This window comes from Shewanella sp. 6_MG-2023 (assembly GCF_030547195.1).
Lineage (GTDB): Bacteria > Pseudomonadota > Gammaproteobacteria > Enterobacterales > Shewanellaceae > Shewanella.
In genome coordinates this window covers 58,879-76,054 of record NZ_JAUOQU010000027.1, presented here as the reverse complement: position 1 = coordinate 76,054, position 17,176 = coordinate 58,879, and the positions used below count along the sequence as shown (strand labels likewise).

The window sequence follows — 17,176 nt, the reverse complement described above, 5'->3', positions numbered from 1 at the left end:
CAGTAGTGAAACGCAATCGCGCCGATGATAGTGTGGGGTCTCCCCATGTGAAAGTAGGTCATCGCCAAGCGCCTAATATCTCTCGTAAGAGAAGCTCGAAAGAGCAAGTCTACTAACTTTGACACGTTAGCGACTTTAAAAGAATTTAGTATACTGCGTAAGCAATTTACTAAAGGAGCGGTAGTTCAGTTGGTTAGAATACCGGCCTGTCACGCCGGGGGTCGCGGGTTCGAGTCCCGTCCGCTCCGCCAACATAAAGACGAAAGCCTCATCGAAAGATGAGGCTTTTTTCGTTGCGTCGAATAAATATCATCATTCTATGATGATATTTAGTTTTAATATTAAGCATTTATTCCAGATGTCAGCAATGATGATATTTTTACTTTTTAGATTAATTAAATAACTATGAAGTATTTTAAAATCATTAATTTGAGTGTTTATTGTTCAACTTTGTTGATGTTACTACTGTTGTAAATTGTTATATTTCCTCTCACTTATGCTAAATCGTAAATTCTTAGCTGGTTTCTCAAACTCGAAGCGTTAGGTTTTAACGATATCTAAAGCCGTTTCACCTAAGCCGTTATGACCTATTAAAGACTTTAGTTCTAAACTGGTGAAGGGCAATAGCTCTAAATGCAGTTCATACCACTTGTAAGTGTTTATAAGCGACTATTCGTTGCGATTGGTAATTGTGCTGCTTGTACTCAAGCAAGTCATTTGTAAGTCTCCTTAAGCTCAGTTACGTAACTGTTTAAGAAGAGTATGTGATCCGACATCATGTAAATACCGTATGTAAGTGAGCTTCGCATTGCCAAAATAGCAAAGTAGATTATAAATTGCTTAATTTGGCTGAAAAACCCACAGTCAGTACGTTTGTGATAAATAATGCTTTACCTTTCGCAGTGGTTTTAGCATAATGCATTCCGTCAACAGGGGTATAGTTCCAATTGGTAGAACAGCGGTCTCCAAAACCGATGGTTGCGAGTTCGAGTCTTGCTACCCCTGCCAAATTTAGAAGGCCTAGCAGAAATGCTAGGCCTTTGTCTTTTCTGGCTTTTATTCATTTCCCTGTCTTCAAATCACTCTTAAACTCATACTCATATTTTTCAGTATTTTCTGTTTTGTGACCAAATGGTGACCAAATGGTGACCATGACCTTTTTTACCATGGTCCTCTGCGTAGATTCTCGATTTTCAATAGAGTATATATTTTGAGGTTTTGCTATGAGATTAATTAGGCTAAAAGTCGTTATTGAGTGTACCGGTATGGCACGTTCAACTATCTATAAATATATTGGTGAAGGCTTATTCCCTAAGCCTGTGTCATTAGGTGCACATTCTGTTGCTTGGGTTGAAAGTGAAGTTCAAGATTGGATTATCAGTAGAGTTAAGATGAGAGATGATCATTATGATTAAATTGATGAGTTTACTAGCTAGGGGTACTTTTTGGGGCTTTAAGTAACTAGGGAGGATGACTGATCCTATTCTTAGTGTTTCCGCGGTATTTTCGATATCTATCATCTGAAATAATTCGTCAAGGGGCAAAACTCTTCGATACCAATTAGTAGCCCGAGTTAAGTTTGATTATTATCACACTAATAATCGCAGATTGAATTATTTATCGGCACTTCACAAAGAGTGATAATGATTTGAAAATTGACTAAATCATTCAGAAAAACATTTACCTGACAAATACAAAACGTTATGTTGAATGTCCACATTAATGGATGAGTTGATAGCATGGAATGCTTATTAAGCGATTTTGCCTCTCTAGTGAATCAATTAGTTAATTGTTTTTATTCTCATCTATTTTGACTTTGTGCAGAATTTATAATGACATAAAAATAATACCAATAGTGACAAATGCAGTTGGTCAAATATTGTTAAGTGCTAAACAATCTACTCAATTGTGCTTACTTGGGTTAAAAGTGTTTAAAATGAGGATGTTATGAGATTAAAAGAAGCGCTTAGCGTCATGTCTATGGCCTCTCCGTATGCTGTTTCTACAGAGCGTAATTCAGATATTACAAATTTACATCAACAGATAAAACAATATCTTTATATTGAAATGCCGATTGAAAAGGCAGTAAACAAATGCATTTCATCGTTTGGTGCTAACGATAAAAAGTTACTTTTTTTGTGTGGAAGTAGTGGTGATGGTAAGTCAGAGTTGCTAACCAAAGCGAAACTTAAGTTTGGTAAAAGAATTACGTTTCATCTCGATGCCACTCATAGTTTTGATCCTCAAGGCACAGCAATACAAACACTAGATAAAGTGTTTGATGCTTTTTCCCTTGGTCAATACCCGCTAGTTGTTGGTATCAATGCCGGCATGATGGGTAACTATGCCGAAGAAGGGCAAAACGAAGATGTTAAATCCGCCATAGCCAGTTATTTAGAAAATAACAAATTCGATAGCGAACAAATTAAATTCATCAATTTTGAAGACTATCCAAAATTTGAAATTCATCAAAATGGCTTTAGTTCAGATTTTGCTAAACAACTGTTAGTCAGAATTACCCAGCCACAAGAGAACATCATCAGGCAGGTTTTAGAAAAAGAAAAACAATATGATGAACCAGGTGCTAAAAGGCTTGTTACAAACTTTGAGTTGCTGAGTCTTCCTTCTGTACAGCAAGTCATCATTGAACTGTTGTTTAAAGCCAGATTAATGCGCGATCAATTTTTAACAGCAAGAGCATTACTCGATTTCATCCACGAGTTACTTGTTGGTGATGGTTATCTCTTTGATAACTTGTTTGCAGGTGGCGACAATGAACTAGCAAGTAAGATAGAGGATTTCGACCCAGGCCACTACAGAACAAAAGAAATCGATCGCTTCATCCTTGCTTATGATTTGGGATTGCCAAACAGTGAATTCTTTGAATTTAAGGAAAAAGTTAAACAATTTGGTATTCAAAACCTATCAAGTGGAATTCAATACTTAAGATTATTTTATATTTTAAGGCATGATGATTTTGCTAATAATTATCACATAAATTTTGCTGAGGATTATAACGAGTCGCTGATAGAGAAATACATTGCTATCTATCAGCTACACAAGGACTACAGAGATAATCCTGAGCCAAAGGCTTTACTAAAAGCCTTTTACCGTGACACGTTAATATCGGCAATAAGAGCCTATATAAATCGTAATGCACCCAAGCTTGGTAAAAAGTATTTTTTATTATCTGACTTTGGTGAATACCAGGTTGCAGCACCGGCTGATTTATCAATGGACTCGAACGCAATAAAAGCAAATACAGCCACAAACAGTGTGTTGTTTAATGCTCGACTTAAGTTGAAAACTAAACCGTTTGCACTGCCAATAAACATCAATTTATTGTCCTTACTCATTAACATCAATAATGGCTACAGACCTAATAAACACGACAAAAACTCGGTTATTTTATTGGATGAACTAGCGAGTGAAATAATTCAGGAAGCTAAATCGGCTTGTGAGCTTGTGATCACCGGAGATGGTAAAAAGTACCTTTTAGAATGTGATGATGATGAAATAATGGTAAGTGAGGGATAAGTAATGCCATTACAAAAAGACCTACAACCTAAAAATAATAGTGCGGCTAGTTTCTTCCCTGTGTCTGCCAATAGCGCCAATAACAAATATGATTGGGATACAGTCGTTGGATTTTTTATTAAGGCCTTACACAATCTTGAGCTTGAAAAGTCGATTAAAAATCTCGATGATTTTAAGCTGCTTTGTAAGACCCGATTAACGAATAAACTTGATGGCGAGCCGTTTTGGCACATTATTGAGAAAATGTACTTTGATAATCATCAAATTTTAAATATTGCCCCCGAAATGCAGGCATTAAAAGTCTTAAATCCTGAAAGTAGTAATACAGGTGATGAGCGCTTAACGACTCTTTTGGTTAATTTAATGGGCAGTATGCAATTAAATAAACCACCATCGGTACATCTCAACTTCTTAGAGAAAGAAATAAAAGCGGTGTTTGACTCGCCACAAGTGACTCGAGTGAGCAAAAAAACACCCAAACAGCACATGCCATATTTGCCGTATCTGAGTGAGTTATTCCAAAAAGATTTACACTTTTTAGTCAGTCATCCTGAACATTTTTTACAAAATATTAAATCGTTTTTAAAGCTATATGGATTTCTTTACACGGCGCAATTATCGCTAAACATAAAAGGTTGGGCAAAAGAGCCGTCCGTTAAAGACTGTTACTTCATCTTAGACAGTGAAAAAGCCAGTAAAGAACGTACCAAATTACAATTACATGGCCATAAACAAGTTATTGAAGCTACTTATGCGTTATTTCCTTATCTAGCGCTAAATGAAAGTCTTCAAGATACAAAAGACGTGGTGTTACCGTTTTGGCAACTTTTTACAGAACTCACTGCCGCTGATATTGATGCGCTTAACAACTATGCCGCAAACTTTCATGAAGATAGAAAATTAATCGAAAAACTTCAGCCAGCAAGTAGCATCAGTGATGCGTTAACGATATTAGCAAAATTATTCACTGAGCAATTTAAAAAAGGCTCAACAAGAGAAACGGCTTTCAATAACTTTGTTAAAGCGACACGAGAAACCCTAATTAGACCGTTTGAACAAGGGCGAAAGCGCGCTGGTTCATACCTTGTATTAAACCAAGACTATCTCTTACTGCTAACCAACATCACTATCGGTAAACGAGATAAAATAAGGCTTCATGAGCTTCTAAAAGAATTTCAAAGTCGTGGTGTCTTTTTTGATAAAAGCAGTGAAGTGTGTTTAGTCGAGCTATTCGAACGCATGGGTAACGTAGAAAGAATGAGTGACAGCGGGGATGCAGTATATGTCAGAAAAACAATATGAAGACTTTTTAGTCGAACACTTTTGTAAGTGGGCCCAAAAAGGTTTTGAGGGTGAAAGTCGTTTCCAATTTCGCTCGCCTGACAGCACTAACAGTCAAAAGCTATACGAAGCCTTGCTAAGAGTTACTGATACCACAGTGTCAATTGTAACATCTGATATTGACCAGCAGTTTCAGGCGATACAATTTGCTGATAAAAAGCTTATTCCCGTAGTACACAGCGAAACCGAGAGTGGCTTAAGTGAAAACTTTATTTCCCACTTACGAGATTTGGTGTCTAGCCAAGATGGTCAATTAGGTGACTGTGTATTGCTCGTCGTACATAATTCATACTTAGATACGCTTATCAATTCAGCTCGAGATTTAGGTAAGCCAGGCGAAGTTTGGCACCCATCAACAATTAAGCAATCACTCAGTGAATTAATTACATCGATAAATGGCCCAGATCAAATATCACAATGCTTACTCGATCACCGCTTTAAATTAATTATTGAAGATGGTGCGACCATGTTTGGTTTCACTGAGCTATTTGAAGCACTTGACGATGGTGTCATTCAATTTAGTGAGCTTGGTTTATTTAATGACCATACAATTATCGGCTGGGACGATACCGCACAAATTGATAAGCGTTTATCTGACAATCACCAGCTGTATCAAAATATCAGTGAGATTGTTGAAAAATATCCACAAGAGTTAGTCGAGAAACTAGGTGATTTAGATCTTGGCGAAAAATTCGTCCTCAAACATTTCGGTGATGATGCCAATCTGACTGACCTTGATTTTGGTGAAATAATCAAGGAGCGCCGAACAAACAAAGAAAACTTGCTCTCATTTGAAAAAGAAACTATTGAAGGTCTTAGTTTTAAAGCGCGAGAAAATAAAAAAGAGCGTCATTTAATTATTGAAATGCCAGACGATACCAAAAATTTCAAAATTGAAGCTTCTTTTTCTGGCGGTAAAATTCAAAAAAATGAACTTAAATTACAACACACTAAAGAACCCATTGTACTCGAGGTAAATAATCGATCGCAAAAACACAGCACTGTTGAAATTGTCGGTTTTTTTGACAAGCAACCAATGTATTTTAGTGTTGATTTTAAAAGAGAAAAGCCGCAAGAGCGGTTTAAATATCGCGTACTAGTTGTACCACAAGGCGCATTTTATCTAGACGATTTAGCTGATAGTTTTATTCTGGCGCCTCGTAAAGAACAGATTACTTTACAAACTAATGCTGGGACATTACAAATCGCTGAAGAAGGTGATACCGCTAAAATTACTCAATCCAATCAAACATTCTCTGTAAACAACGTCAAAGTTATTGATTTTACTGAATTTGCTAATGAAACCGACAGCCTCACTTTTGCAGTGCAAAGTGGTGAATGCATCTTAAATTTCGAGGTGGATGGTGCGGTTTCATCAGACACGCTCAGTTTACCATTGGTGTTGGATACTAATTTATTTAGCCGTTTATATAACGATGATTTCAATGGCCTTTATAACAGGGCTAAAGAGAAAGTGGTTATTGATGGAAAAGATTTGAATCCTAGTGGAATGCGTAAAACCTTACTCAATTGGGAAGCTGAATTACTCGATAAGGGACTGTTAGCCACTCGAGTAGGTCAACGACCTGAAGTAAAGCTGGATAATCTTAGAACACCTTTTAATGACTTGTTTGTTGCTTACACCGCATTATTTAACTATTTAGACGATAGAAAGGCACTTATCAGCACCTGTTCCTGGGGGCCTGAATTTGTTGAACTAGTCAATTCAATTGTGACTAGTTACCTACAAGAAATAGATAAGCTAGAGACTAAAGCACTGCTATCACCAGAGGCGAAATTACTGGTTAATATTGGTATTTCTGAGTTCCATGGTCAAGAATACATTACGCCTTATCATCCTCTGAATTTGGCTTATTTTGCGCAACTAGTTAGCCAAGCAAGCAATGATGACGATGATAGCTTTAGTACATTACCAAGGGCGACAATAAAACGTTTAAATGCAGAAGGGCTGCTGCCTTTTGTGTGGCATGTTAAAGACGGATTTGCCTATAACCAAGCAGTAGCAGAAAACCGCATGTGGTGTATTTTAGTTGCCAATAAAGATGTGAGTTTAAGTTATGTACGCCCATTGGTTAGGCAAAAAACGAATGAATTTACTAAAGCTTTTGATGTGTTATTTAGTAAAGGCAGCAAAGAAACGCTTTATATCAACTCGATTAATAATGGCGATAACACCTCTTTGTTTTTAGGCCTGGTTGATTACTTAAAAAAGAAATCACCAGACAACGCCAACAGAGTACACGTAAATATTTATGACAAAAAACTGCAACGCACTTACTTTGATGAATTTGCAGATGCGCCTAGTTACGACGAGTTAAAAGACCTCGCTGAGTTAGGCAGTGATAAAGACAAAGCAGATGCTATCGCAGATATGCTTAAAAATAGGATTACCTACAGTAAGTTTAAAATTACTGAAGATATGAATAGCTTTAATTATGCTCATATCAGTTTTGTTAGAAATGATACCAGCGTAGTGCCTATTCCTGTCGACGTACTCACCGAAAAAACCGGTGTTGCTTGCCATGGCTTGCTCGCTGGTGAAACCGCATACGATGAGCAAAATACTTATTTTACGACCTACGGTTTAAGCAAACTTGATATTGATGACACGCCAAGTCTTAGGCTTAGTAGCCATTTTAATAACCTAGCCAAAGCAGCGTGGTGCGGGCAAAAGTACGAAAAAAATAATGGCCTAGCACTAAAAGTCGCCGGTAAGTTAACTGAGCTTTTAGAAGAGGTTTATGAAAACTCAGTGTGGACTGTGATTATTGACCCTAAAGTCACCCTGGATTTCTTTAAAACCCAGAAAGATGCCGTGTTGATCCATTATTCGGATAACTTTTCTAACTCAGCTAATTATGATGCGATAACCGTCACTAAGCGACGTGATTTATACGATCAAGTATTGTCCCAAGGTGTCAAAGGCCTAATAGATGAATTCAATTCATTTAATGGTGAGTGGTTATTAAAAATGATCACTTGTAATGATAACGAACGTAAAGAGAAAAAAAGCATTATTGGTGCTTACAAATACGTGAATTGTTTATTACATCAAAGTGATATTACCTGGGTACCAATGAGTGTTGCCGAAATGCTACGTGTAGCCGGTAATATTGGTTTAAAAATGAGCGAGAGTGAGTTTTCTCGTTTTTCACAGGGTTATAAAAGCGGTCCTATTTCAGATGATGTGTTGTTTGTTGGTTTTAAAGGACAGCACATCTACTTGTTACCGCTAGAAGTTAAGATTGGTCAAAAACGTACCCATGCTAAAGGGATACAGCAAGCTAAAGAGCTGAAGCGCTATTTGGTTGAGAATCTATTTGGCCGTAATGATTTAGCTGGCCATTTATACCGTGGTCTATTTGTACGCCAGATTCTAATGCAAGTTGATAAGTTTGAGCTGTACAAGGTGTATGACAGTGACCATTTCAGCAAACTTCAAAGCAATCGTGAGTGGTGGTTACAAGGTGATTATACCGTTGCCGATTTAGCTGATTATCCTCAAGGTTTTGTGATGGCATTTTTTGAAAATGCGGATTACGCCAAAGAAGATTTCACCCTAGAAGACGACATTTTGCAGATTAGTTTGCCTAGCGCTAACTTGAACCGATTTATTAGCACGCCACTACAGACCTTATTAGCAAACATTAAAAGCAGTGAGCTGTGTTACATCCCAGAAAAATACATATTAACTGGCGAAGTAATACCAAGCGTTAAGGTAAAAGCAGAAGTTATAAAGTTAGTTGATGTCGATTATTCAGACAATGAAAAGCTGGTCAATGCGTTACAGGGCGTAGCTGAAGAATCACCATCAAGAGTTGTAGAGAAAGCAATAGCGACTGACACATTAAAAGTGTTGGTCGGACATGAGTTACCCAGTAATAAGCCTGTCTATTGGGAGCCAACTAATACAGCTAAATTTATGAACACCAACTCTGGCATTATTGGCACCATGGGTACGGGTAAGACGCAGTGTACCAAGTCGGTTGTTACTCAGCTTTATCGAAATCAGCATAACAATGTTGATGGTAAACCCATTGGTATTTTAATCTTCGATTACAAATCAGATTATGTTGACGACAAGTTTATTAACGCGACTAATGGCAAAAAGTACAAATTATTTAAACTGCCTTATAACCCGCTAAGTTTATTTGGCGATACGCCAATGTTACCTATTCACACAGCCGCTGGTTTTTCAGAAACTATGTCGAAGGCTTACGGATTAGGCCCACGTCAGCAGCTTAAACTAGAAAATATTATTCTAGAAGCTTATGAGTTAGCAGGCATTAGACCTGAATCGCCATCAACCTGGACTAAGCCAGCACCAACGATTGAAGATATTTGGCAAATTTTTCTGGCTCAAGAAAAGGTTGAGGAAGACTCTTTATATGCTGCACTGTCAAAATTAGCACGCTTTAAAATCTTCGAAGATCTGTCTGAAAACATGAATAGCTTATATGAGCTAATTGATGGTATTACGGTCATCGAATTGGCGGGTTATCCACCAGAAATACAAAATTTGATTGTAGCCTTAACTCTAGATCTGTTTTACTCGCAAATGCAGAAACAAGGCAAACCTCTAGTGCAAGGTGAGTTTAGGCAGGTAACCAAACTGATATTGGTTGATGAAGCTGATAACTTCATGTCGCAAAATTTCCCAAGCCTGCGCAAGATCTTGAAAGAAGGCAGGGAGTATGGGGTAGGGGTTATCTTATCGACGCAAGACATCACCCATTTTAAAACGGGTGACAATGACTATTCCGCTTATATTTTGAGCTGGATTGTTCATCGGGTGGCTCAAATAAAAAATCAGGATATTAAAGGTATTTTCAACAAGGATGACAAATCAGAACAGGAGCTATTGATGAAAAATATTCGAGAGTTAGAAAAACACACAAGTCTGTATATTGATGGTGATAAGCAGATAAGACGCATTAAAGATAAAGCATTTTGGGAATTATAAATTGAAAATATATTATAGTATTAACTAATATGCGTACAACTCTTACTGGTATGATTAGTTATTAAGGTTAGTTAGATTGTAAATAATGGGATGTGTCATGATTGTTAGTCAAGATAATTACTTTTATGTTTTGATTGCTAGATTTTTAAATGCATTGAAATGCATTAGATTTTGGAGGGAAGGGTTTGTAATTTTCTTTTTTGGTTCAATGGGCGTTTGGTTACCTGTGTTTTTTGGTTGGATTGGTTATACAAGTATCTTTGATCCTAAAACAGTGTTTACTTTTGGTATAGCAACTATGGTTATGATCTTAGAAGCAAGGATATTTATGTCGCCAGAAGATGACAATAAATACTCTAAATTTACTCTTTTAGTTGTTTTTTTAGGTAGTATTTTTGCTGTTCTAGCATATTTCAAATCAATTACAATAACTACTACCGACCCCGAAAGTGCAATTTCATGGGTACAAAGAGGTTTGTTAATTACAGGAATAGTTTGGCTTTATAATGTTATCAATAAATCTGAATATGATCCAACGTTGATGACTGGTACGCTTGGAGGTGATATATGAACGCAGAATTACAAGAAGTATGGTTGCCTGCAATAAAAATTGAGCAGCCAGTAGGGACATTTTATGCAGTTTCAATGTCATCAGATTTTCTAAATAAAGTTTCATTTAGTTCTAGAGCGGAATATAAAAGAAAAGATATGGTAGATGGTGTTTTTTCTTTTCTATCTGGTAATCAAAGGGAGCTGGATGATAAGAGAAGTAAGGAAATAGCAAAATATATTGACAGTACAGAAGCTACATTTCCTAACTCATTGATTTTAGGCGCCAATGTAGATAAGAATGGTAGCTTTGTAACTGATAAAGATAAACGCTGGAGGATAGAAGAAAAAGATGGGTCACTTTTCTTAGTAATACCTTCTGATGAGAAAGTTGCTACATTGATTGATGGGCAGCATAGACTATCAGGATTTAAATATTCTGATAGGAAAAACATGCAACTTCTCTGTTCAGTTTTTATAGACCTTCCAGCCCCATATCAAGCGTATATATTCGCAACTATTAATATTAACCAAAAGAAAGTTAATAAAAGTTTAGCTTATGAGTTATATGGTTTTAAACTTGAAGATGAAGAAAAAGAGAAATGGTCACCAGAAAAATTAGCAGTTTATATCACTAGGAAACTGAATAAGCACTCAGGACTTTTAAGAGATAAAATAAAGCTTGGTGCAGCAGTTGAAGGCGGCGATGACGGAATAATTTCATTGTCAACGATAGTAGATGGCATTTTAAAATTAATAACTTCAAATCCCAAAAGAGATAGAGATGATTTATTAAATTTTAAGAATAAAGAAGGTCGCGCCAAATTAGATAAAGGCACGCCAAGCACCCCACTAAGAGCTAAGTATATCGCTTATGATGACGAATATATAGAAAGTATTGTATTTGATTTTTTTGATTGTGTAGACGAAAGATTGTGGAAAAAACAAAGTAAAGAAAGCTATCTTCTTAAAACAATCGGCTTCAACGCACTATTTGATTTATTTAAAGCATACCTTTTTGAAAATGATGGACACTTCGACCGTAATGAATTTTGTGAATTGTTAAGTAAACTAGATGATATAGATTATGGACATATCTTTTTTACTGCTTCAGGAATAGGAGCGTCAAGAATGAAAAATATTTTTTTGATCAGATGTGGTTATAAAAAGTTAGAGGATCTTAATGACCATAAAGACTATCTTGAGTACGTGAATATACTGAATTAAAATTTATTGAAACTAAAAGGACTAAATAGTCCTTTTAGTTTTATTTTAAGTTTCTAACTATCTCTGTGAGAATAAACACATTCAAGAAGCTTATAATAATCCGAGTTATAGACTTCCAAGAATTTATATTTCATCAGCTGGCTCAAATACTAGTGGATAATTTTGTTATGCTTCTATAATTCCTGATTGCCGAAATGCCATCCTCAACATGTGCCGCCCACGCGGCCATTAGCTCCCTTCCTTGAAGATTTGGGTAGTGCATTTTCATCATCAATTCAGTCACTAGCTGGGTTTCACCCAGCCAAGTGACTTTATCTAGCACTAAAGCACCATCTAGTTTCACAGTGGCTGAATTAGTGCACTTAAAGCCTGATTCAATTGACCTAAAAAAGGCAATACGAGCTGAAACGTTGGGTGAAATCCCCGTAAACTGCTTAAGCTTTTTTAAGTGTTCTTCGGTCTGTTTTGTTAAATTCATGCGATTAGGCAGCATCAGTTTGCTCCTACTTTTTTGTGTTGTTGGCCGTGATTAGCACTTTGTTGCTGAGTATGCGCTTCCCAAAAATAACCTTCTTTCAAGCTAGAAGATTTGGTTTTTCCATCAAACTGGATTTCAAAGGCATGGGAAATATCGTCTTTAAGGTATTCACTACCAAAGTAACTCTCATCTATCTCAGTATCAGTCGATAGGATAATGACTTGATGACTGGCTTCTGGGAAGTAATGTTCTATTAACTTATCCCTGTGTTTCGAGTCGAGTCGGCCAAGTGGGGTATCGATAATGATCGGTAGCTTTTTACCCGATGTTTTACCCAAAGCTTCTAGTATCGCAATGGCGTAAATCTGTTTTTCACCAGCAGAGAGCCCTTTACGATTGATCACATGTTGGTTTTCATCGATTAATTCAACGTCAAAGGTTTGGGTATTGATGCGAGCCGATAATTTTAAGTCTTCTTTACGGGCAAGTTTTTGATAGCTTTTGATAAATTCAGTTTCTAGCTGTTTAACGCGTACTGCGGTTAACTGCTCACTAAAGTCGGCAAGTAATGCATGGGTATTAAGCGCATTAGATACTGAGGCTTCTGCTGTTGAGGCGACTTTATGTTTGTCATGTAGTTTTTGAACCTTGCGAGCAAAGTCAATTGCTTCACGGTATTTACGCTTGGCTTCTTCTGTTGTTTGTTTAAATTCAACTATCGCACTAGTGCGTTGACTGTTGAATTTTTTAAGTTGTTCTAACTGTTCTTCAAGTTGTTCTTGCTCTGGTGCTCGTGCAATATTGACTGATATATTGGCGATTTGTTCTTCGACTATTTCTAGGCGTTTACGGGCAATGTCGAATCGTTGATACGATTCGCTTGCGCGACTATTAACCTGCGCATTAACTTGATCAAACTCTCGGTCAGATATATCAAGCAAGACCTCAGAATTGTTTTGCGCTGCTTGTCGTTCTTCAAAGCAAGATTTTATTGTTTGGATAGCCACAAATGAGTCGGATAATCCAAATGATAATTTTTGTTCAAGCTCTGCCATGAAGTCTGTTAATTCATGATTAAAGTGTTCAACTTGTTTAGATTTTTTCTCGGCCTCAAGCTGATTTAACAATTGCTGTAATGCCTTTGGCGCTAGCGCAAAGGGCAGGTTGCCTTCAATTTCAGCTCTTAAGGTTTTTTCTAATTCTTTGCGTTCTGCATCAAGTTCGTACTGATGTGCTTTTTCTTGTTCACGTGATTGCGCCCAGGCACCACCGCGTGAAGACAATTCATTTTCAGTTTTTGCTATATCTGCACCAATGAGTTCTATTCTTGCACGGCAAAGTGCTGACTTGTTCGCAAGTTCAATGGCTTGATGTTCTGCATCTTTACGTTGTCGTTCAAGTTTATCTATTTGCGCTTTAATATTTTCAGGCATTGCTGCAGCGTCATGTCGTTTTAGAAATATCGCTAAATCGTTTCTCAGTCTTTCTGCTACATCGATGCCTAATAATCGACGTACGGCTGTTTGTAACACTTCACCGGAATCATCTTCTGCTAGCTCGGCAATTTTTTCACCATCGAAGAAGAATAAGTCTGAAATTCCTGGTGGGATTAATTCATTTAAAAAGCTTTGGCATTGATCGTAACTCATGCTGCTGAGTTCAGTATTGTCTTGCTCTAATACCAACTTATCTTTTTGGCCTCGTTGCCAGCCTCGAGTAACACGGTACTCGTTTTCAACACCATTTAAACTGTGAGTAAAAACAAGTTGAATAGATGATTTGTTTTCACTTATTCCAATGCCTTTGTGTATTAACGCATCGAGCTGAGCTTGATACTCAGCAGAGTTCATCCCACGGCCAAATGCTGCGCGACCATATAGTGCCACACGTACGGCAGATAAAATTGATGTTTTACCTGCACCGTTTAAGCCACCAAATAAGATAATTGGCGCTGCTTTTGTGTGGTGCTTATTAACTACTCTTGGTTCGAGGTCTATTTCATGGACGCCTCTAAATACTCGAAAATTATTTATCACCAAGCTTTTGATAATCATCTAGAATTCCACCTTGGTTTGTTTTTCAAGTGCAAGTATTTCAGCTTCATATTTAGATATTTGATCTTTATGAATATCGAATGCAGATTTACTTTGTAGTTCAGTATGTCTTTCTTTTATTTGTTCAAGTGTGCCCCAATCTTGTTTGAGCAAGGTGCCTATTTTATCGAACACGCCGCTGCGGCGGCTAAGCCCTTCAAGAGATAATTCGAGGTCTAATAACTTTTGAACCATTTCTGGTTCTACGTTGTGTTGCTGACCAAGTCCTTGCAGGATTTGAGCCTCAACCTCACCAAAACTACTGTTGTCGTTAATGACCCATTTGAGTTCATTACCGTAAATATTTCGGTAGATTGTTGGTAACGAATCTGCCCAATCTGGTTCATTGGGATCGTTTAACCATTCTTGGCGTATTGCATGTAATTCAGGTTCAGTGACTAACGTGACAGAGTAGCCATCTTCATTAAATTTTTTCTGTTGCACTAATAATTCGGTTAGCCATTCTTTACGATACTTTAACCAGTAAGGTCCTGGGACATGAGCTCGCTCTGAAGACAGCTCTTGGCCTTCTTTGACTCTTTGATAGTTTACGCGACCTTGTCGGCGTTTATAGTTGCGGTATATTTCTTTGTTGGCTGGAATATTGGTTTCAGCTAACTTATTTCGAAACGTTAAAAGAGGCTGCATCCATTCTTCACCACTTTTTATTAAACTTTCCATGGCTCGGTCTTTAGTGACAACGGTACATGTCCAACAACCAAATCGTGAATTACCACAAGAGGGAGTGCTGTCATCTATGACCATTGGGCATTCACCCTGATCAGATGAGTCTTTATAAAGATTCCAGAGGGTTAAGTTTTTAACGCCCCATGGCGTTTGCCATTCAAGTTCATATTCGTCAGCCCATTTTTTACCTATACCCATTGGGGATATAGTTACTTCAAGGCTACAAGACCGAAGCAGTTTCCATACATCATCCATGCTCCATGTATCAATAGGCGTATAAATAAATGCATTTGCAAGTGTGGTGTGGCGGGCTAAGCGGGTATTTTCGATTTTATGCTTAGCGATAACCTGTGCACGTGATGCACTTTCTTGACTACGAGAACCCAACACAACGATGACTTCATCATGAGTAGAAACTTTGTCTTTAATGAAGTTGCTGACAGGATCAATTTTCATCCGTTCAGTACACCAACGGAAGCTTTGGGTTGGGGCAGGATAGCCTTTACCTAAAAGACATGACCAAAAAGTTTGATCTGGCTTAGGCACGACTTTATGCGTAGTTATAGGTAATCCATCACGTCTTGCTTGATTGCCAATTTGTTCTAATGAGCGGTTAACGTGATCAACGACGAGCGGTGTTTCCACTAGTGTATCAGAGGCGACCACATAAATAGGTTTAGTGCGTTTTTTTTCATCTAGCGAGAGTAATGCTAAGTATATTAATGTTACCACTGCAGATGAGTCTTTACCGCCACTGTAACCAATAACCCATGGACGATTATCGGCACAATAAACATTTTGCACGTCATCTATAAAGTGTTTAAGCAAAAAGCCTTCTTTATTGGCGTGCTCTTTTAACAAATCACGACATAGATTCATGCTGACTTGATGCTTTAATGCGTCATCAAGTTTGTCATATTTATGCAGCTCAGCAGGGAGCGTGTCACTATTTTTGTATCGCTTGAAACCAGCAAAAAATTCTTTATGAATGTAATCGTTCTGCTCATCATCTAGCGCATCGGCTTGGAATAAATCAGCCATTAGATGCCTCACTATTTGGTATGTATTGATTTTCTAGGGCGCGCTCGTCTGGGGTGAGCGAAAGAGATAGAACATGCTTAAGAGCATTGGTTGTTAGCATGATATTGGTTGCGGCTTTACTTAACTTGCCGTGCAACATGCTTCTATTGGCCCATATTGGGTTAGACTTTTTCCAGTCTACGTTTATTAATTGTTTGATTGTTTCTTTCCATTCGTCAGGTTGAGCAGTAATTAGTGCACAACCTAATGAACCCAATGCATGCAACCCGACGCCATGTGCATGAACGTATTCTTGACGGAATTGAGAGGGAGCAAGTTGTTTATTGGTGACCATTTGCCATTCCGGCGTTGATTCATAAACAGCTTGCCAGAATTCTGCAGCTAGTTGTTTTTCTTGTTCAGTAAAACAGTCTTTCATGCCTTTACCAAACAAAGCTCTATTAGCTTGCTTTAAGCTGCTTAAGGTGAATAACTTACCGCTTTTTGAACTGATACTGGATTTTTCCATTTCAGTAAAACCTGCAAAAGGCTTAACCTTTTGTGCTAAATATCTGGCAAGTTCACTGCTTTCATCACGGCTATCGTAAAGTGCAGCCAGAGAAGGGCTTGGTTTAACAGCATATTTGTTCAGATCAGCAAACATTTGTTGGCTGCGTGTCAGGCCTTCATCTACAAAAAACAGTACTGGAATATTGTCATACGCCAGTTCAGGACGTTCTTTTAAAGCAGCTTCTATTGCTGCACGTCTATGTTGACCATCATTAATAAGAATCTGTGCATTCATAGGGATTTTTAAAGTGCCTAAATTTGATGATTCTGAGTGTTCACTTTCATCAAATGAAACACTTGATGCGACTGATACGGTCAATGCAGAAAATACATAGTCGTCAGGGTTATCCACAAGATAACGCACCATTTCAGGAATACGTGCTTTATTTAATGTGCGCTGTGCACGTAATTCTGGCGGCACTTCATCTTCGTCAAATACGAAAATCTTTGGAATTGTGCTTAATGGACAAGTAGCAATATAGAATGGTTTTCCAGCCTGGATCCCTCTAACTGCTGGGAAAGAAAAACAATATCCGTCTTGTGCACTTTTCATCACGATAGCCTAACGTTAAATTTGACGTTAATTATAGCGCCTGACGTGAAAAGTTCACGTTATTTGTGCTTTTTTTTAAGTGTTTGACGTTATTTTGATGATAGTTGACGTGATTAAACATTTTTTATAGCAGAAAA

At 37.6% G+C, this 17,176-nt stretch carries 10 protein-coding genes and 2 tRNA genes; 8 read left to right on the top strand and 4 right to left on the bottom strand.

Features of this window, described 5'->3' with window-relative positions; all coding sequences use genetic code 11:
* Positions 1-174 precede the first annotated feature (174 nt).
* The 8 genes from Q4533_RS15365 to Q4533_RS15330 all read left to right on the top strand — a co-directional run bounded on the left by Q4533_RS15365 (position 175) and on the right by Q4533_RS15330 (position 11,638).
* Positions 175-251: transfer RNA gene (locus Q4533_RS15365), tRNA-Asp, on the top strand.
* A 680-nt stretch (positions 252-931) separates the two neighbouring features.
* Positions 932-1,008 (top strand) — tRNA-Trp (locus tag Q4533_RS15360).
* A gap of 215 nt (positions 1,009-1,223) precedes the next feature.
* Positions 1,224-1,415, top strand: coding sequence for an AlpA family transcriptional regulator (locus tag Q4533_RS15355; RefSeq protein ID WP_303503184.1), 192 nt, complete (start codon positions 1,224-1,226; stop codon positions 1,413-1,415).
* Between the two features lie 532 nt (positions 1,416-1,947).
* The gene (dptF, locus tag Q4533_RS15350; protein ID WP_303503182.1) at positions 1,948-3,537 is read left to right on the top strand and encodes a DNA phosphorothioation-dependent restriction protein DptF; all 1,590 of its coding nucleotides are present in this window, start codon (positions 1,948-1,950) and stop codon (positions 3,535-3,537) included.
* Positions 3,538-3,540: 3 nt separating this feature from the next.
* Positions 3,541-4,839, top strand: coding sequence for a DNA phosphorothioation-dependent restriction protein DptG (dptG, locus tag Q4533_RS15345; protein WP_303503181.1), 1,299 nt, complete (start codon positions 3,541-3,543; stop codon positions 4,837-4,839).
* A complete protein-coding gene (gene dptH, locus Q4533_RS15340; protein WP_303503178.1) occupies positions 4,820-9,862 on the top strand; it encodes a DNA phosphorothioation-dependent restriction protein DptH in 5,043 nt (1,680 codons plus the stop codon). Before dptG ends, dptH begins: the two co-directional genes overlap by 20 nt.
* Positions 9,863-9,959: 97 nt before the next feature.
* Positions 9,960-10,433 (top strand): hypothetical protein, encoded by a 474-nt coding sequence (locus tag Q4533_RS15335; RefSeq protein ID WP_303503176.1) that lies wholly within the window; start codon positions 9,960-9,962, stop codon positions 10,431-10,433.
* Entirely contained in the window at positions 10,430-11,638 is a 1,209-nt protein-coding gene (locus tag Q4533_RS15330) for a DGQHR domain-containing protein (protein WP_303503174.1), read from the top strand. The genes Q4533_RS15335 and Q4533_RS15330 overlap by 4 nt, the downstream gene beginning before the upstream one ends.
* Positions 11,639-11,780: 142 nt before the next feature.
* Here the strand turns inward: Q4533_RS15330 and dndE are convergent, their stop codons facing one another.
* The 4 genes from dndE to dndB are packed head-to-tail and all read right to left on the bottom strand — an operon-like array spanning position 11,781 to position 17,039.
* Complete coding sequence (dndE, locus tag Q4533_RS15325; RefSeq protein ID WP_303503172.1) at positions 11,781-12,131, bottom strand: DNA sulfur modification protein DndE; 351 nt, start codon at positions 12,129-12,131, stop codon at positions 11,781-11,783.
* The gene (dndD, locus tag Q4533_RS15320) at positions 12,131-14,170 is read right to left on the bottom strand and encodes a DNA sulfur modification protein DndD (RefSeq protein ID WP_303503170.1); all 2,040 of its coding nucleotides are present in this window, start codon (positions 14,168-14,170) and stop codon (positions 12,131-12,133) included. Before dndD ends, dndE begins: the two co-directional genes overlap by 1 nt.
* A complete protein-coding gene (locus tag Q4533_RS15315; RefSeq protein WP_303503168.1) occupies positions 14,171-15,937 on the bottom strand; it encodes a DNA phosphorothioation system sulfurtransferase DndC in 1,767 nt (588 codons plus the stop codon).
* Positions 15,930-17,039, bottom strand: a complete 1,110-nt coding sequence (gene dndB / locus Q4533_RS15310; RefSeq protein ID WP_303503166.1) for a DNA sulfur modification protein DndB — start codon at positions 17,037-17,039, stop codon at positions 15,930-15,932. The genes Q4533_RS15315 and dndB overlap by 8 nt, the downstream gene beginning before the upstream one ends.
* Between the last annotated feature and the right edge of the window lie 137 nt (positions 17,040-17,176).